The organism is Bacillus sp. FSL M8-0166 (genome assembly GCF_038008825.1).
In the GTDB taxonomy this organism is placed as follows: domain Bacteria; phylum Bacillota; class Bacilli; order Bacillales; family Bacillaceae; genus Bacillus; species Bacillus safensis.
This window is the reverse complement of sequence record NZ_JBBOZZ010000001.1, coordinates 3,157,595-3,175,048: the sequence shown is the minus strand read 5'-3', so window position 1 is coordinate 3,175,048 and position 17,454 is coordinate 3,157,595. Positions and strand designations below refer to the sequence as shown.

Here is a 17,454-nt window from a genome sequence, read left to right as displayed (position 1 = left end):
CCCAGCTGCCATTTCATTCTCTACCGACCAAAAGCGCTCGCTTCTTGTTGAAGAATGCGGTTCAATTCTTCAGCATTTGCCGCCGGTTGATATTGTCCTCCACCCGCTTTTGCAACAGATTTTAGACTTTTTGCTTCTTTTTCATTCACGTCGAAGCCAATGATATTGACGATTGTATCAATTCCTTCTTCATGTAATTCCTTTGCTGCTTGTGAAGGGCTTCCACCACAAGTTTCTTCACCATCACTGACCACATAAACAATATTTTTCCCTTCAGCCTGGTGATCTTCAAAATCTTGTTTTGTATCTGTTAATGCTTTTGCAAGTGGTGTCCAGCCAGTTGGCTTATACACATTCAGTGCTTGCTGAAATGTTGATGGCTCATATGATCCAAATCCGTAAACGGCTTCAGAACTTGAACAAGAAACAGCTTTCCCTGCATTTTTATTGGTTCCTTCATGACCAAAAACGCGAAGCAGAACTTGTGTATCTTCTGATAAAATGCTCGCGAAGCTTTGAATAGACCGTTTGGCGATATCGATTTTCTTTTCTCCTTCAACTGATTGTGCCATGCTCCCGCTTAAATCGAGTAATATCACCACATGCGCAGGCGGCTCCTGTTTTGTTACAGCATGAGCTGGTGAAGAAAGAAGCAGGACAAGACTAGCCAAAATGGTTAATACGATATTTCTTTTCATCAATAAAAACCTCCCTTTTTACTTTTGTACAGAAAAAGAGAAACGACAGCATAAATCAATCGTTTCCCTTTTGTTCAGCAAGTTATTCGTGTAGTTTTAATGATTCTGCTGTAAAGATAGAACCCATTTCTTTACCAGTGCTTGCTTGGTAGTAATGGCCTTTACCAGCTTTGGCTACTTGCTTCAATTGACCTTCATAGCCATCGTTAAAGTCTAATCCGATCACATTTACAACAGTTGATCCTTTTGAGTTATGCAATTCTTTTGCTACTTTTACTGGATCTCCACCACAAGTTTCTTCACCATCAGTGATTAAGTACACAATATGCTTTGTTCCTGCAGTAAGCTGTTCATCCGCTTGCTTTGCATTTTCAAGTGCACGTGCAATTGGTGTCCAGCCAGTTGGCCCAAGTCCGTTTAAAGAGTTTTCGAAGCTGTCCTTTTCATAAGGCTGTACGCCGTAAACGCCTCTAATGACTTCACATGATTGAGCTTTACCTGAATTTTTGTTGTTTCCTTCAGAACCAAACAAGCTCATACGAATTTTAGCGTCTTTTGGAAGTGACTGAGCAAATTTAAATACCTCTTGTTTTGCGAGATCAAATTTGCGCTCTCCCTCAACTTTTCTTGCCATGCTTCCACTTGCATCAAGCAAGATTGTGACTCTTACATCTTTATTATGTTTTTTGACTGTAGATGCTTCTGCAAATACTGGTGAAGAGATTGACATAGATAATGTCAATACAGCTAAGGTTACGATTGAGAATACTTTTTTCAACATAATTTTCCTTCCTCCTTATGTATTTAATTGAAACATCTTAATCGTAAAATATTCTGTCTTGGAATGGTATAGGACTCGGTCCCTTTTTCTCTTTCATCAAAATCACTAAAATTCTGTCAGATGTCTAGATATTTTCACCTAACGTGTCAATTATCCTTTCGATTTCTCCTCCTTTTGAGGGGCTTTGTATCGGCCATCAGTTCTTATCGGGACGTAAATGTTTAAGTTTTCCTTCGGTGCGTCTTAAGTCGCAATTTGTCACATTCTGTTCAAACCTCTTTGAATACAAAAAAAAATGCCTCATTTCTGAGGCACCTTTGCTTTATTTTTTAGCCATATATGTGTTGAGAAAACGATCGGCTGATTCGATTTGAATTCCTTTATAATAATGTTTCACGATGGCATCTACTTTTTTGCCTGCCTGCGCCATATAATGCGCACCATATTGACTCATGCCTACACCATGCCCATATCCTTTTGTTGTAATAACAATCTGCTGGCCTTGGCGTTCCCATGTGAAGTCCGCTGAATGAAGGCCTAGTGATTCCCGAATGTCTCGTCCTGACAGCGTTTTACCGTTGATCACAGCTTTCGCTACTTGATTTCCTGGTGTCCGTTCGACAATCTGTCCGACTTGAGCCTGCTGAGTGAGCGTCACACCTAATTTTTGCTGAAATTCACTCACCGAGATGGTTTTCTTGTTTTGGAATTTTGGCGATTTTTCGTCCCATTTACTTGAGACACTTTTCAAATAAGGGATTTCGTTTTTCCAATAGGCCTCGGCATTTTCCGTTTTTCCGTTACTTGTTGAAAAGAATGAAGCATCAATTGGTTTCTCGTCATAAGTCAGCACTTTTCCTTGTGTACTGGCGACAGCTTCCGTGACCTTTTTTAACTTCCAATTGTACGCTTTCCCCCAAATTTTCTTGAGTTCCTGTTTGTTTTTGTAAACTTGGAACATTTGGGTATCATCTACAAGAGAGCCCTTAGGTGATTTGACAGTCTTATCACTGATCATTTGTCTGACGATATACGTTCTTGCTGCGAGCGCCTGTGCCTTGAGTGCTTCCATTTCAAAATCAGCTGGCATTTCAGATGCTACGACACCGATCACATACTCTTCTAAGGGGATATTTTCTACCTGCTGATGAGCTGAGCGATAGACGGGGATAGCGACGGGTGATTGCTTCAATTTGACTGAACCCTTGACTTCTTTTTTTACTGATGGTTCTGCTGCTACGTGCTGGCTGGCCTCCGGTTTCCCTTGGAACGTCGGCAACACAAGTAATGTTGGAATCATTAAAATGATGATGCATATTCCTGCGATTGTCCATATCATTGGTTTCATATTTGGCTGCCCCCATTTGTCATTGAATCTCTTTTATCCTATGGACAGGGACAAGCTAATATGACAGCTTCTTTCATTTAGTGGACAAGTCTTTTATGAAGATATGAGGCTGTTCTTCGATGGATTTTACTGTTCGTCTGTATGAATAAAATTTAAGATGGTTGGATACACTAATGATAAGCTTCGTGAAATAGGCATTCTATGATTCTAAAAAAAATCAGCATGCCCAATGGACACACTGATTTCTTTCATGATTAAGCGTTCAGATCTGATACAACTTGTTCTTGTGTCACATCTGCTGATTCATCGTTTACTCTTTCAATATCTGCACCGATTGCTGCAAGCTTTTGGTGGAAGTTCACATAACCACGGTCAATATGCTTCAACTCAGTGACACGTGTATGACCTTCTGCCACTAATCCAGCAAGTACAAGTGCTGCTCCTGCTCTTAAATCAGTCGCTGCCACTTCAGCACCTTGAAGTTGAACCGGCCCATTGATAATGACAGAGCGACCCTCAATTTTAATATCGCCATTCATGCGGCGGAATTCTTCAGCATGCATAAAGCGGTTTTCAAACACCGTTTCTGTGATCATGCTTGTTCCGTTCGCACGAAGCAATAGCGCCATCATCTGAGATTGCATATCCGTTGGGAACCCAGGATGCGGCATTGTTTTTAGATCGATTGGCTTGAGCTCAGATGGTCCAATGACTCTTAAACCTTCTTCTTCTTCAATGATCTGAATACCCATTTCTTCCATTTTTGCAACAAGTGATGTCATGTGCTCTGGCACTGCGCCTTTTACAAGAACATTTCCTTCTGTAATGGCTGCTGCCACCATGAAAGTACCTGCTTCAATTCTATCAGGGATGATGTTGTGTTTTGCACCGTGAAGTGTTTCCACACCTTCGATTTTGATTGTACCAGTACCAGCACCGCGAACCTTACCGCCCATGGCATTGATGTAATTCGCTAAATCAACAATTTCAGGTTCTTTTGCTACGTTTTCTAAAATTGTCGTTCCTTCAGCTAATGCTGCTGCCATGATGATGTTTTCAGTTGCCCCTACACTTGGGAAATCCAAATAGATTTTTGCACCTTTTAAACGGCCTTTTACTTCAGCCTCGATGAAACCATTACCTACTTGAATTTTAGCTCCCATTGCTTCAAAGCCTTTTAAATGCTGATCAATTGGTCTTGAACCAATCGCACAGCCTCCAGGTAATGCAACTCTTGCATGACCTGTTCTTGCTAAAAGTGGTCCCATGACAAGCACGGATGCTCGCATTTTACGGACATACTCAAACGGAGCCTCAGTTTCTAGTGCATGAGATGCATCAACTGATACTTCGTTATTTTCAAAATGTACTTCTGCTCCTAAATGACGTAACACTTCATTGATTGTATATACATCGGAGAGCGTAGGTACATCACAAATTACGCTTTTTTCTGTACTTGCTAACAAAGATGCAGCGATAACTGGTAAAACGGCATTTTTTGCGCCTTCTACTTTAACTGTGCCGTTTAACTTTTGACCGCCGCGGACGATGATTTTTTCCAAGGTCTTCCCCTCCGCGTCCCAAATTCTCTATATTAATATTCAGTCGTTACGATTGGTGTGCCAACCGTAATCGTATGATTTTCGTTCATTTCCGAACTTCTGATGGCAATTTGAACATTCATTTTATCATTTGAAGTCATAATGAACTGTTCCCACTTATCTGTGTAAGCGGAAAGCGACACAAAATTAGACTCAACGAGATACTCAACTGGTTTTGCTTGAAATTCATTTGCTAACGTTTCAGCTTTTTTTTGCAAAACAACATCCATCATACCATTTACATGACCATCGAGACAAGTAAAAATTACAATTTTCTCTTGTAATATGCTTTTTGCATGACGTACGAACTGATCATATGTATGCTCCCAGGTATTCAGTGGGCGAGCACCTTTTTGCTCATATAATAAATACGACTTTTGGTTGGATTTTGTGTCGGTCTTCACGAGTAAAATTTTCGATTCTGTATCATTTTTTTCATCTTTGTAAATTCCTGTGACTTTGGTGACATGTTGCTCTTTTTTTTCGGTCCACTCATACTGTCGTAGTTCGTCTTTCAAACGTTTCACTTTTTTTGAAAATTGTTCGGATGAAATATCTACATTTGTTTTGGCATGAAGGGTCCACCCATCGACTTCGATTTGCTGGTTTTTCAGCCCCTCTGCTATTTGAGCGAGCGGAGAAGATTCTTCCGCACGAACTCCTTGAATCATCAGAACAAAAAAAAGAATAAACGCAAATAATGGCCAACCTTTCAAATACTTTCTCACTTGTCATTCCCCCTTGCTACAAGTGTTGCCGCAAGGAGGTCAATGCATACGTGGAAAAGTCAACAAAAGGCGAGCCTTTTGACCCTTCCTTTTACGTTCCCGCAGAAGGCAGTGACCAAACCTTTTATGTTAGAACATATAAGGAATTTGTCTGGAGAAGTTTAAGTAATCAAGGAAGAAATTGCTGACCGCAGATGCGATGGCAATGGTAATGAGCATCATCAGCAGCCTTGCTTGAACGATTTTCCCTTTTTTAATGAGTGGATCAATATTTACAGCAAGCAGTGCCCACCATGTAACCGCGATAAAAAATAGGTGGATCACAATGCCCACGATTGCTTGTTGTCCTACGTCTTCCATACAGTTGAATCCTCCTTTTATTTATTTCTGTAAAGGAAAACTCCCTTTCATTATATCCTCGAAAATCGGAAAGATGAATCATTTGGAAAAAAGAGCTACATTTAGTGTGAATCCCCTCTTATCCTGATGCCAAGGAGATGATATACTGCGTGTGGAAGGAGCTGAACACATTGAAAGATTCTTTTCCTGACTTTGTTGATTTGTACGGAGAATTGGTTCCCTCATTTGATCATGAATGGGAGGCCATTGCTTTCTACTTTGATTATAGACAGACACAGCTAGAAGAATTAGCACAATTGTGTCATTTTCATAACATTTCTTTGGATGACTCTGAGGAAAGCCTGTATCAGTTAGAATCACTATACTTTGATGCATTGACCAAGCAGCTGTTCGCTAAGTGGAAAATGCCAATAGATGCATTAGAAGCGATGATGAGTGTGTATTTAGGAGAGGTTGTCATCCGTCATCATGCAGATGCTGACTGGGTGGTGCGGCCTTATATGGACTCTCCGCATCAATATACGCTTGGTTTGCGCAGAAACAATAAAACATGGCATAGTAGTACGCAATTTTGCGAGAACTTATATCTAGAAAAGCAAGCATCTCATCCTTATATGTCGATGTATCAATCTCTTATGTCATCCTAAAAAAAACCTTCTTATCATTGTGATAAGAAGGTTTTTCTGTTTTATTTCCCTGCTACATTTAAACGGTTTAACGCCCGTTTTAATGCGAGTTCCGCCCGGCGTACATCACTTTCATTCGGGTGGTTCAAATGCTCTTCAGCACGCTGTTTCGCTGATTTAGCACGATCGACATCAACTTTATCTGATGTTTCAGCGGCCTGAGCAAGAATCGTTACTTGTTCAGGGCGGACTTCAACAAATCCGCCACTTACTGCAACCAATTCAGTTGATCCACTATGTTTTAAGCGAACTGCACCGATTTTTAGCGGAGCAACCATTGGAACGTGGCCAGCTAAAATACCAAGCTCACCGCTTTCTGCTCTTACACTGACCATTTCCACATCCGCTTGATACACTGGGCCGTCGGGAGTAACGATATTGACTTGAACGGTCTTCATGCTTTTACCCTCCTAAGGACCAGATTAGGCCTCTACACCCATCTCTTTGGCTTTTTCAATCACTTCTTCAATGCGTCCAACTAAGCGGAATGCATCTTCTGGAAGGTGATCGTATTTACCAGACAAGATTTCCTTGAAGCCTTTAACAGTTTCTTTCAATGGCACATAAGAACCCTTTTGGCCAGTGAACTGCTCTGCTACGTGGAAGTTTTGAGATAGGAAGAATTGAATACGACGCGCTCTGTGTACCACAAGCTTATCGTCCTCAGATAATTCATCCATACCTAAAATGGCAATAATATCTTGAAGCTCTTTATAACGCTGCAATGTTTGCTGCACTTCACGCGCAATCGCATAATGCTCTTCACCAACGATCTCAGGTGCAAGTGCACGAGATGTTGAAGCAAGAGGATCAACCGCTGGGTAAATACCCATTTCAGTCAGCTTACGCTCAAGGTTTGTCGTTGCATCAAGGTGAGCGAACGTAGTTGCTGGAGCTGGATCCGTGTAGTCATCCGCAGGTACATAGATCGCTTGAATCGATGTAACCGATCCCACGTTTGTAGACGTGATACGCTCTTGCAGCTGACCCATTTCTGTTGCAAGTGTCGGCTGATAACCTACCGCTGAAGGCATACGTCCAAGAAGGGCTGATACTTCAGAACCTGCTTGTGTAAAACGATAGATGTTATCGATGAAGAACAATACGTCTTGACCTTGTTCATCACGGAAATGCTCTGCCATTGTCAAACCAGTTAGGGCAACACGCATACGTGCACCTGGCGGCTCGTTCATTTGGCCGAAGACCATGGCTGTTTTCTCGATAACGCCAGAATCTTTCATTTCGTAGTAAAGGTCGTTTCCTTCACGTGTACGCTCTCCAACACCAGCGAATACAGAAATACCGCCGTGTTCTTGTGCGATGTTGTTGATCAATTCTTGAATCAGAACGGTTTTACCTACACCGGCTCCACCGAATAGACCGATCTTTCCACCTTTGATGTAAGGAGCAAGCAAGTCAACAACTTTGATACCTGTTTCAAGAATTTCAACTTCTGTAGAAAGTTGATCAAAAGAAGGCGCTTGTCTGTGGATTGGATCTCTTTGCGCTTCCACACCAAGTGGCTCATCTAAATCAATGTTATCTCCCAGTACGTTGAATACACGTCCAAGTGTTACGTTACCAACTGGTACTGAAATTGGTTTTCCAAGGTCTACAGCTTCCATACCGCGCTTCACACCGTCTGTTGATGCCATCGCGATGGTTCTCACTGTATCATCACCTAAATGTAGTGCTACTTCTAAAGTTAAGTCGATATCAACTTCACTTTCGCTTTCCGCTTTATGCGAAACTTTGATCGCATTATAAATCTCAGGCAAGTGACCGTCTTCAAAACGAACGTCTACGACTGGTCCCATGATCTGACTGATGCGTCCTGTTTTCATTGCATTCCCTCCTGACAATTATTTCTATTCTAAGGCAGCTGCTCCGCCGACAATTTCTGTAATCTCTTGTGTAATCGCTGCTTGACGAGCACGGTTGTAAGAGAGTGTCAGGCTGTCGATCAATTCTTTTGCGTTGTCTGTTGCACTCTTCATTGCTGTCATTCTTGCAGCATGTTCACTTGCTTTGCTGTCAAGAAGCGCACCGAAAATCAAACTCTCTGCATATTGAGGAAGGAGAACTTCAAGAATCTCTTCTTCAGAAGGCTCAAACTCATAAGATGCGGAACGTTTATTTGGTGTCGCTGCGGCCGAAAGGTCCGTTAGCGGCAATAATTTCTTCTCTGTTACTTCTTGTGAAATCGCACTGACAAAGTGGTTGTAGAACATGTAAAGTTCATCAAACGCTTCATCAGAGAACATTTGAACTGTACTGCTTGCTAATTCTTTAATATCAGCAAACGCTACTTCGTCTCCAAGCCCTGTTACTTCAGAAATAACTGGAATACCACGCTTTTTGAAGAAGTCGCGTCCGATTTTACCAATGACAATCACCGCATATTCATCAGCGGATTGATGACGAGATTGAATGGTTTGGTAAGCGGCACGCAAAATCGAGCTGTTAAAAGGTCCTGCAAGCCCTCGATCAGATGTAATGACGAGATACCCTGTTTTCTTGACGGGTCTTGAAAGAAGCATTGGGTGCTTAGCACTTGTTCCAGTTGCGATTGCAGCAACCACTTCCTGGATTTTCTCCATGTAAGGAACAAAAGACTTCGCATTGTTTTCAGCACGATTCAGTTTCGCAGCTGATACCATTTGCATCGCTTTTGTGATCTGACTCGATTTTTTCGTTGACGTGATCCTTGACTTTATATCGCGTAATGAGGCCAAAGATTTCACCACCTTTTTTCAGGAATCCGTGTTCATTTACGTGAAAAGAGAGAAAAAGAGAATCTTTTTCTCTCGGAAAGATTACTAATTAGTTGCTTGGTGCAAACGTACGTTTAAAGCCTTCGATTGCTGTATTCCACTCTTCATCAGCAGGCATATTTCCTGTTTGAGAGATTGTGTCAAACAAGCCTTTATGGTTTTCTTCAATGTACATGAATAACTCAGCTTCGAAGCGTTTGACATCAGCAATCGCGACATCGTCTAAGTATCCTCTTGTGAGTGCGTAAAGAATCGCTACTTGTTTTTCAACTTTAAGCGGTTTGTTCAAGTCTTGTTTTAAGACTTCAACTGTTCTTGCACCACGGTTTAATTTCGCTTGAGTCGCTTGGTCTAGATCAGATCCAAACTGAGCGAATGCTTCAAGCTCACGATAAGAAGCAAGATCCAAACGAAGTGTACCTGCTACCTTTTTCATCGCTTTGATTTGTGCAGAACCACCTACACGGGATACAGACAATCCTGCGTTTACCGCTGGACGTACGCCTGAGAAGAAGAGGTCAGATTGTAAGAAAATCTGTCCATCTGTGATGGAAATAACGTTTGTTGGGATATATGCAGAGATATCACCAGCTTGCGTTTCTACGAAAGGCAATGCTGTGATAGAACCGCCACCCTTTTCGTCACTAAGCTTCGCTGCACGTTCTAATAAACGAGAGTGAAGATAGAAAACATCACCAGGGAATGCCTCACGACCTGGAGGACGACGAAGCAATAATGAAAGCTCACGGTAAGCTGCCGCTTGTTTAGAAAGGTCATCATAGACAACAAGTACGTGCTTGCCGTTATACATGAATTCCTCACCCATCGTTACACCTGCATAAGGAGCAAGGTAAAGAAGTGGAGCTGGCTGTGATGCAGAAGCTGTGACAACGATTGTGTAGTCAAGCGCACCATGCTTACGAAGTGTTTCAACAACACCACGAACCGTTGATTCTTTTTGTCCGATGGCTACATAAATACAGATCATGTCTTGATCTTTTTGGTTTAGAATCGTATCAATTGCAACAGATGTTTTACCTGTTTGACGGTCACCAATGATCAATTCACGCTGTCCGCGGCCGATTGGAATCAAGGCATCAATTGCTTTAATTCCTGTTTGAAGCGGCTCATGTACAGATTTACGATCCATAACACCAGGTGCTTCACTTTCGATTGGACGTGTTTTGCTTGTTAAGATTGGACCTAGTCCATCAACAGGCTGACCAAGCGGGTTCACAATACGTCCGATTAACTCTTCACCTACTGGAACCTCCATGATACGACCTGTACGTTTCACGTCGTCACCTTCGCGGATATCTTTGTAAGGTCCTAAAATAACGATACCTACGTTAGACTCCTCAAGGTTTTGAGCCATACCCATTACACCGTTAGAGAACTCAACCAGCTCTCCTGCCATAATGTTGTCAAGGCCATGTACACGCGCGATACCGTCCCCTACTTGAATGACTGTACCGACATCTTTTACTTCAATTTCTGATTGATAGTTTTGGATTTGCTGCTTTATCAGCGCGCTAATCTCTTCAGCTTTGATACTCACTAAGGTTTCACCCCTTCTAACGATTTTCGCCTGCAAGCTGACGTTCAATGCGGGAAAGCTTTCCGCTGACACTGCCGTCATAAATGCGGTTTCCGATACGGATTTTCACTCCGCCTATTAGATCCTTGTCAATCACATTTTCAACACGCAGTGATGTGACTCCGGCTTTTTTGGCAAATACTTCAGATAAAGATTGAATTTCAGCACCGCTCAGCGGTTTCACTGAATACACGACCGCATCGTCTATTTGTTTCGTGCGGTTTGCAAGTTTCACAAACTCAGACGTCATTTCAGAGAAAATATTCGTGCGTCCGCGGTCAATCAATAAATACATTGTGTGCAATACATAAGTAGAAACACCTTTGAAAGCTTCGGCAATCAAATGTTTCTTTTTGTCTGCCGTAATCTTTGGATGAACAAGGAAGTCATTGAGTTCTTGATCAGCCTTTAGAACTTTTTTGATCTCATTCAGCTCTTTTTCAGTTTCGTCTACTGCCGAAGAAGCAAGAACGATGTCAAAAAGAGCAGAAGCGTAACGCTTAGAGACAATAGTTACGCTCATCGGCTTTCGCCTGCCTCTTTAAGGTACTCTTGAATCAATTTCTCTTGTGCCTGCTCATCAAGTTCTTTTTCAATCACTTTAGATGCAATCAGCACAGATAGTGATGCAACCTGCTCACGCAGTGCAGCCACAGCTTGTTCTTTTTCTTTCACGATTTCAGTTCTAGCAGACTCTTTCAAGCGCTCTGATTCTTGTCGTGCTGCTTGAATGATCTCTTCTTTTTGTTTCTCACCAATCTTTTTCGCATTTTCGATGAGTGTATGTGATTCTTCGCGTGCTTCTTTCAATAAGACACGTTGTTCTTCAAGAAGCTTTTCAGCTTGAACGTGCTTTTCTTCAGCACTTGAAATTTCATTACCTATATAATCTTCACGCTGTTTCATAATCCCTAATAAAGGCTTAAGCGCAAATTTCTTTAAAAGTGCAAGCAAGATGAGCATAGCGATAAGCTGGAATAACATATCACCGGCGTTGAAGCTTAAGCCCCCTGCTCCTAAAACCACTGGTAACTGAGACATTTAGTACGGCAACTCCCTTCTTTAAATAATATGTTAAGAAACAAAACATAAAGGAATGGCGAAGTTTCGAACTAATCTGATCTTCGCCATTAAAATTCATATTAGAACGCTTCTCACATATTAACCAAAGAATGCCAAGAATGCGATAACGACAGCGATAATTGGAAGTGCCTCAACTAAAGCGACCCCGATGAACATAAGTGTTCTTAGTTCTCTACCAGCTTCTGGCTGACGAGCGATTCCTTCAACTGTTTTAGATACGATTAGACCGTTACCAATACCTGCTCCTAGTGCTCCTAAACCGATTGCAATTGCTGCTGCTATTAAATTCATTAAAAAGCTCCTCCTTTAAAATAACGTCCTTTTTGGACTCTCAATTTTTTAGTGTTCGTCGCTGACTTTATGGGATATGTACACCATTGTCAGCATGGTGAAGATAAATGCCTGGATTGTTCCGACAAACAAACTGAATGCCTGCCATACAATCATCGGCACGATGGCACCTAATGTACCAACGATACCTAGTGCAATGTTTTGCGTGTAGAAATTGGTCGCAAGTCCTGCAAGTAAACCAAGAAGAATCTCTCCAGCGAAAATATTTCCGTAAAGACGCAAACCAAGTGTTAGCGTGTTTGCAAATTCTTCAATAAGTTTCAATGGTACTAAAAGCGGAATTGGTCTAAAGTAGTCTTTCGTATATTCCTTGACTCCTTTTGCCTTGACGCCATAGTAGTGTGTGAGACCCATGACCATAATTGCTAGTGTCATTGTGATTGCAGGATCAGCAGTTGGTGATTTCCACCATAAGTTGTGATCGACTGTAATCGAGAATGGCAGTCCAAGCATGTTTGAAACAAATATGTACATGAGTAATGTAACGCCAAGCGCTAGAAATGGGGCTCCTGTTTTCATGTCCATCGAACTACCTATGATATTTCGAACAAAATCAACAATCCATTCCATGAAGTTCTGCGCCTTTGTCGGACGAATAGCCAGAACACGAGTAGTCAGCACCGCTATGAGAAGAACGATGATACTAGCAATCGTAATCATGAGAACGTTGGATAAGTTGAACGTTAACCCTAAAAATTCTGTAGTTTTTGAACTGTGACCCAAAGAGTATTCACCTCTCTTCCATAGTAGAACGTTTAAGTTGAATGAAGGAATCTATCATAATGACAGGATATATTGTCATTAATCCTATAACAACACCTGCCAGATGAACTTCATTAGGGTAACGCCAAGCAATCGCTACTGCGAGAATCGCGTTGGCCCACCTGGCTGTACTTCCCATTGAACGAATGGATTTTCCTTTTTTCACCGCTCGATCAAAAGCGTGCATTCTCCGTATAAGTAGGAATAAATTAAAGAAAGCAAAAATTGTGCCGATAATGAACCCAAGAAACAGTGGTTTAAAACCAGGCATGGCATAGCCAAACACAAAAATTGCCAATAGATAGAACATGTATTTACTCTGTCTGCGGAAAATCGCGTTTGGATCGTTCATTCATCTGACTCCCGATGAAAAGTATTGTAAAAAAGGTGATAAATGGTGATGAAAACTGCGTAGAAGACGCTTTTGATAAGCCGTCCTGTTCGAAAAAAATCAATCACCCATCGGTCTAATTACACAATCAGACTTGAAATCTTTAGATCTATGGGGTGCTGCTTCATTCGCTGATACAAACCCTGATTATTAAAGGGTTCACAATGAGGATTAGTAGAGTGCTATAGGCTATGAAAACCTTACCATAATACCCTCGTTTAGCATACAATAGCGTCTATGTTGTGTCAATCCGTTGAAAGTTAAAAAACTTTTCTATAGTGATAGAGCACACAAAATGTTCACAATTTCATCAAACTTTAGGAGAGATGTGACATTCATTGAAAAAAACAGCCAATGTTCAGTATACATTGATTTTTCTAAGAACGGTATCAACCGTTTGTCATATATTTCAAAAATCCCACATGCACGTTTGCATGTGGGATTTTATTAAGACTTTCTTATTTCGTTCCATACATACGGTCACCAGCATCACCAAGACCTGGGATGATGTAACCTTTTTCGTTTAGTTTCTCATCTAATGCTGCAATGTAGATATCAACATCTGGATGATGCTTTTGCATTTCCTCTACACCTTCAGGGGCAGCAATTAGACACATGAAGCGAATGTTTTTCGCACCGCGTTTTTTCAAGCTGTTTAACGCTTCGACTGCTGAGCCGCCAGTTGCAAGCATTGGGTCTACTACGATAAATTCACGCTCTTCCACATCAGATGGAAGCTTCACATAATATTCAACAGGCTTTAATGTTTTCGGATCGCGGTATAAACCGACATGTCCCACTTTAGCAGCTGGAATGAGTTTCAATATCCCGTCTACCATTCCAAGACCTGCTCTTAAAATTGGCACAACACCGAGTTTCTTCCCTGAGATCACGTTTGATTTCGCTACTTGTACAGGTGTTTCTACATCTACCTCTTCAAGCGGTAAATCTCTTGTGATTTCAAATGCCATTAATGTTGCGACTTCATCCACTAGCTCTCTAAATTCTTTTGTTCCTGTATGAACGTCACGAATATATGTAAGTTTGTGCTGAATAAGCGGGTGATCAAATACATAAACCTTTGCCATTGCTTGCTACAACTCCTTTTCTGTCATCTTCCGGTGAACTTTGCACACTTCCTACAATTCTACATAAAAAGACATCATCTTTCAATATGATTCGCAAATCCTACAAAAAAAACCCACATGCCAAAAATAGGCAAATGGGTCTGTTTTTTAATAATCTAATTCGTTATATAGAGGGAAACGGGCCGTAAGATCAGATACACGCTTTTTCGCCTCTTCTAATTTCGCTTCATCTTCATGATGTTTTAGCGCAAGCGCAATAATGGAACCGACTTCTTTCATGGCTTCTTGATCGAAACCGCGGCTTGTTACTGCTGCTGTACCTACACGTACACCACTTGTGACAAATGGTTTCTCTGGATCATAAGGAATTGCATTTTTGTTCACTGTAATACCAATTTCATCAAGAACGTTTTCTGCAATTTTTCCTGTGATGCCAAGAGAACGCAAGTCGATAAGAACAAGATGGTTATCTGTTCCCCCAGATACAAGCTGAATATCTTCAGATAAAAGAGTTTCAGCTAGTTGTTTTGCATTATCAATGACGTTTTGTGCATATGTTTTGAAATCTCCGTTCAATACTTCACCGAAAGAAACAGCTTTTGCAGAGATGACATGCATCAGTGGTCCACCTTGAATACCAGGGAAGATTGATTTGTCGATCTTTTTACCAAACTCTTCACGGCATAGGATCATTCCGCCGCGAGGTCCGCGTAATGTTTTGTGAGTTGTCGTTGTCACAAAATCTGCGTAAGGAACTGGATTTGGATGAAGACCTGCTGCAACAAGACCAGCAATGTGAGCCATGTCGACCATAAAGTAAGCACCGACTTCATCAGCAATCTCACGGAACTTTTTGAAATCAATTTGTCGCGGGTATGCACTTGCACCCGCAACGATAAGTTTCGGCTTATGTTCACGTGCTTTTTCAAGTACATCTTGATAGTCGATATGCTGAGTTTCTTTATCTACACCATATTCTACAAAGTTGTACTGTACACCACTAAAGTTTACAGGGCTTCCGTGTGTTAAATGCCCGCCATGTGATAAGTTCATGCCCAGTACTGTATCGCCATGCTCAAGAATTGTAAAGTATACGGCCATGTTTGCTTGAGCACCTGAGTGAGGCTGTACGTTCACATACTCAGCGCCAAAAATTTCTTTTGCGCGGTCACGTGCGATATCTTCCACAACGTCTACATGTTCACAGCCGCCATAGTAGCGTTTACCAGGATAGCCTTCAGCGTATTTGTTAGTTAATACAGAGCCCTGTGCTTCCATGACTGCTTCGCTTACGAAGTTTTCTGATGCAATTAATTCGATTTTGTCCTGCTGGCGTTTCCGCTCTAGTTGAATTGCTTTGAATACTTGTGCGTCTTGCTCAGGTAAATGTTTCATCAGCGAAATCCTCTCCAATCTATTTCCATTCGATGTTTTCACCATCTCATTGTACACGGTTTTTGAGTAAAATGTAAAAGTTTTTTTTGGAAAATCGACTTCTTTTTTATGAAAACCCGAATATTCAAGTGGTAAAGCGTCTTCATCATTCAACATTATATTAGAAATATATCTAAGCTATGATCTTGTATAAACGGCTCGTTCTCCGCCAATCAGCTTCGGACGTGTTTTCGCAAAAGTCACATGTGCATGTCCTAATTGATGACGACTGAGGCGGACAGGTACAGCGACTCTCTTTAAGTGCATCCCAATTAACGTGTCGCCTATATCAATTCCAGCATGCGCCTCAATGGATTCGACTAATACAGGATGTTCCATTTGCTGATACGCATAAGCCGCCATCGAACCACCCGCCTTACGGACAGGTACAGCAGCTACAATCTCCAGGTTAAAACGGAAAGCCACTTCTTCTTCAACAACAAGGGCACGATTCAGATGCTCACAGCATTGAAAGGCGAGCTCAATGCCGGTCTCTCGTCTTAGCTGATCCAATTCTTGATAGATGGACGCAGCAATTTGCTCACTTCCTGCAGTACCAATATGCTCACCAGCCACTTCTGACGTACTGCAGCCAATGACTAAGATTTGCCCGGCACGCAATTCAACTGTTTGATGAAACTCTTTTAACATTTCAAGCCAATCTTGACCAATGTTCATGTTAAGCGCTCCTTATAGGTGCTTTTCTTCGTAATCAGCAATTTTGCCAATCCGCACAGCATGGCGTCCTGCTGTAAACTCTGTCGTCAGCCAAATGTGCGCAATCTCACGTGCTAATCCCGGTCCAATCACTCGCTCTCCCATCGCAAGAACGTTCGTATCGTTATGTTCTCTCGTTGCTTTTGCACTAAATGTATCATGTGCCAATGCACAGCGAATTCCTTTTACTTTATTTGCCGAGATACTCATGCCGATGCCTGTCCCGCAAATTAAAATGCCGCGGTCGACTTCTCCGTTTGCCACCATATTGGCTACAGGGAAAGCATAATCTGGATAGTCTACAGAACCTGATCCACATTCACAACCCATATCAATGTATTCAATCTTCAATTCATCCATCAGTTGTTTGATTTCTTCACGAATATTCGTTCCGCCGTGATCGGATGCAATGGCTACTTTCATCAGGCAATTCCTCCTAAGGGTGAGTTGATCTGTTATGTCTTACATTCATTCTTTATTTACAGTTATATTTTAACCTCTGCCTAGTGATTTGCAAACAATAGCAGAAAAACCGTTGAGGCAACGGTTTTTCAGGTTATCTATTATGATGATCTTTTTTCAACTTCTCAGCGAGCTGATACAGCAAGGCTTCTAGTTCATCACGTGTTTCCTGATAAACAGAAAGACTTCCTCCAAACGGATCGAATACATCGCCTTCTGTTCCTGTCGCAAATTCCTTTAAAGTGAAGACCTTGCCTTTTGCATGCGCATATTGCTCTGCAATCAACTGTTTATGCTGCATCGTCATCGTGAAGACGTAATGAGCTTCGCGTAGAAGATCCTCTGTCAATTTTGATGATGAGTGATTCAGTGGAATGCTTTTCTCAAATAATGCTTCGATCGCTTGAGGAGAAGCCTTCCCTTCATCGGAGGCAAAAATGCCCGCTGATTTCACAGTGACCTCTAAACCTTTTTCATCTGCAATTGAAGCAAAAAGGGCTTGAGCCATTGGACTTCTGCATGTATTTCCCGTACAAACAAATAAGATTTTCATCTTTCGCCCTCCTTTTCTTCTATTATATAGCATTTCACTC

General features: G+C 41.6%; 21 protein-coding genes. 1 reads left to right on the top strand and 20 read right to left on the bottom strand.

The window, feature by feature from the left end:
• Positions 1-20 precede the first annotated feature (20 nt).
• The 6 genes from NSS92_RS16395 to NSS92_RS16370 all read right to left on the bottom strand — a co-directional run bounded on the left by NSS92_RS16395 (position 21) and on the right by NSS92_RS16370 (position 5,516).
• Positions 21-698 (bottom strand): VWA domain-containing protein, encoded by a 678-nt coding sequence (locus NSS92_RS16395; RefSeq protein WP_267586818.1) that lies wholly within the window; start codon positions 696-698, stop codon positions 21-23.
• 82 nt (positions 699-780) lie between these two features.
• Positions 781-1,479, bottom strand: coding sequence for a VWA domain-containing protein (locus NSS92_RS16390; RefSeq protein WP_267586819.1), 699 nt, complete (start codon positions 1,477-1,479; stop codon positions 781-783).
• Positions 1,480-1,801: 322 nt separating this feature from the next.
• Positions 1,802-2,827 carry a stage II sporulation protein D gene (gene spoIID / locus NSS92_RS16385; protein WP_267586820.1) on the bottom strand — a complete coding sequence of 342 codons (1,026 nt, stop codon included), beginning with the start codon at positions 2,825-2,827 and terminating at the stop codon, positions 1,802-1,804.
• Between the two features lie 254 nt (positions 2,828-3,081).
• Positions 3,082-4,389: a UDP-N-acetylglucosamine 1-carboxyvinyltransferase gene (gene murA / locus NSS92_RS16380; RefSeq protein WP_024423722.1), complete on the bottom strand. Its 1,308-nt coding sequence runs from the start codon at positions 4,387-4,389 to the stop codon at positions 3,082-3,084.
• A gap of 32 nt (positions 4,390-4,421) precedes the next feature.
• Positions 4,422-5,156, bottom strand: coding sequence for a YwmB family TATA-box binding protein (locus tag NSS92_RS16375; RefSeq protein ID WP_073978872.1), 735 nt, complete (start codon positions 5,154-5,156; stop codon positions 4,422-4,424).
• A 129-nt stretch (positions 5,157-5,285) separates the two neighbouring features.
• Positions 5,286-5,516 (bottom strand): DUF1146 family protein, encoded by a 231-nt coding sequence (locus tag NSS92_RS16370; protein WP_024423724.1) that lies wholly within the window; start codon positions 5,514-5,516, stop codon positions 5,286-5,288.
• A gap of 170 nt (positions 5,517-5,686) precedes the next feature.
• Here NSS92_RS16370 and NSS92_RS16365 point away from each other — a divergent pair, with 170 nt between their 5' ends.
• Entirely contained in the window at positions 5,687-6,163 is a 477-nt protein-coding gene (locus NSS92_RS16365; protein WP_340869292.1) for a hypothetical protein, read from the top strand.
• 41 nt (positions 6,164-6,204) lie between these two features.
• Here the strand turns inward: NSS92_RS16365 and NSS92_RS16360 are convergent, their stop codons facing one another.
• From NSS92_RS16360 to NSS92_RS16295, 14 genes are all read right to left on the bottom strand, one after another.
• On the bottom strand, positions 6,205-6,600 hold the full coding sequence (locus tag NSS92_RS16360; protein ID WP_003214592.1) for a F0F1 ATP synthase subunit epsilon: 396 nt from the start codon (positions 6,598-6,600) through the stop codon (positions 6,205-6,207).
• A gap of 24 nt (positions 6,601-6,624) precedes the next feature.
• The gene (gene atpD / locus NSS92_RS16355) at positions 6,625-8,046 is read right to left on the bottom strand and encodes a F0F1 ATP synthase subunit beta (protein WP_024423726.1); all 1,422 of its coding nucleotides are present in this window, start codon (positions 8,044-8,046) and stop codon (positions 6,625-6,627) included.
• Between the two features lie 24 nt (positions 8,047-8,070).
• Positions 8,071-8,937 (bottom strand): F0F1 ATP synthase subunit gamma, encoded by an 867-nt coding sequence (locus NSS92_RS16350; protein ID WP_024423727.1) that lies wholly within the window; start codon positions 8,935-8,937, stop codon positions 8,071-8,073.
• An 88-nt stretch (positions 8,938-9,025) separates the two neighbouring features.
• Entirely contained in the window at positions 9,026-10,534 is a 1,509-nt protein-coding gene (atpA, locus tag NSS92_RS16345) for a F0F1 ATP synthase subunit alpha (protein ID WP_003214775.1), read from the bottom strand.
• Between the two features lie 16 nt (positions 10,535-10,550).
• The gene (locus tag NSS92_RS16340) at positions 10,551-11,096 is read right to left on the bottom strand and encodes a F0F1 ATP synthase subunit delta (protein ID WP_151862824.1); all 546 of its coding nucleotides are present in this window, start codon (positions 11,094-11,096) and stop codon (positions 10,551-10,553) included.
• Positions 11,093-11,614 carry a F0F1 ATP synthase subunit B gene (atpF, locus tag NSS92_RS16335; protein WP_034281220.1) on the bottom strand — a complete coding sequence of 174 codons (522 nt, stop codon included), beginning with the start codon at positions 11,612-11,614 and terminating at the stop codon, positions 11,093-11,095. The genes NSS92_RS16340 and atpF overlap by 4 nt, the downstream gene beginning before the upstream one ends.
• Before the next feature lie 120 nt (positions 11,615-11,734).
• Positions 11,735-11,947 carry a F0F1 ATP synthase subunit C gene (atpE, locus tag NSS92_RS16330; protein ID WP_003214968.1) on the bottom strand — a complete coding sequence of 71 codons (213 nt, stop codon included), beginning with the start codon at positions 11,945-11,947 and terminating at the stop codon, positions 11,735-11,737.
• A 48-nt stretch (positions 11,948-11,995) separates the two neighbouring features.
• Positions 11,996-12,730: a F0F1 ATP synthase subunit A gene (gene atpB, locus NSS92_RS16325; RefSeq protein WP_340869286.1), complete on the bottom strand. Its 735-nt coding sequence runs from the start codon at positions 12,728-12,730 to the stop codon at positions 11,996-11,998.
• Positions 12,731-12,737: 7 nt separating this feature from the next.
• A complete protein-coding gene (locus NSS92_RS16320; protein ID WP_024423731.1) occupies positions 12,738-13,121 on the bottom strand; it encodes an ATP synthase subunit I in 384 nt (127 codons plus the stop codon).
• Between the two features lie 497 nt (positions 13,122-13,618).
• Complete coding sequence (gene upp / locus NSS92_RS16315; RefSeq protein ID WP_003214553.1) at positions 13,619-14,248, bottom strand: uracil phosphoribosyltransferase; 630 nt, start codon at positions 14,246-14,248, stop codon at positions 13,619-13,621.
• Positions 14,249-14,395: 147 nt separating this feature from the next.
• Positions 14,396-15,643 carry a serine hydroxymethyltransferase gene (glyA, locus tag NSS92_RS16310; protein WP_034281450.1) on the bottom strand — a complete coding sequence of 416 codons (1,248 nt, stop codon included), beginning with the start codon at positions 15,641-15,643 and terminating at the stop codon, positions 14,396-14,398.
• Positions 15,644-15,820: 177 nt separating this feature from the next.
• Positions 15,821-16,360 (bottom strand): TIGR01440 family protein, encoded by a 540-nt coding sequence (locus tag NSS92_RS16305; protein WP_267586822.1) that lies wholly within the window; start codon positions 16,358-16,360, stop codon positions 15,821-15,823.
• 12 nt (positions 16,361-16,372) lie between these two features.
• On the bottom strand, positions 16,373-16,822 hold the full coding sequence (gene rpiB / locus NSS92_RS16300) for a ribose 5-phosphate isomerase B (protein WP_003214714.1): 450 nt from the start codon (positions 16,820-16,822) through the stop codon (positions 16,373-16,375).
• Positions 16,823-16,955: 133 nt separating this feature from the next.
• Positions 16,956-17,414, bottom strand: a complete 459-nt coding sequence (locus NSS92_RS16295; RefSeq protein WP_340869282.1) for a low molecular weight protein arginine phosphatase — start codon at positions 17,412-17,414, stop codon at positions 16,956-16,958.
• Positions 17,415-17,454: the final 40 nt, after the last annotated feature.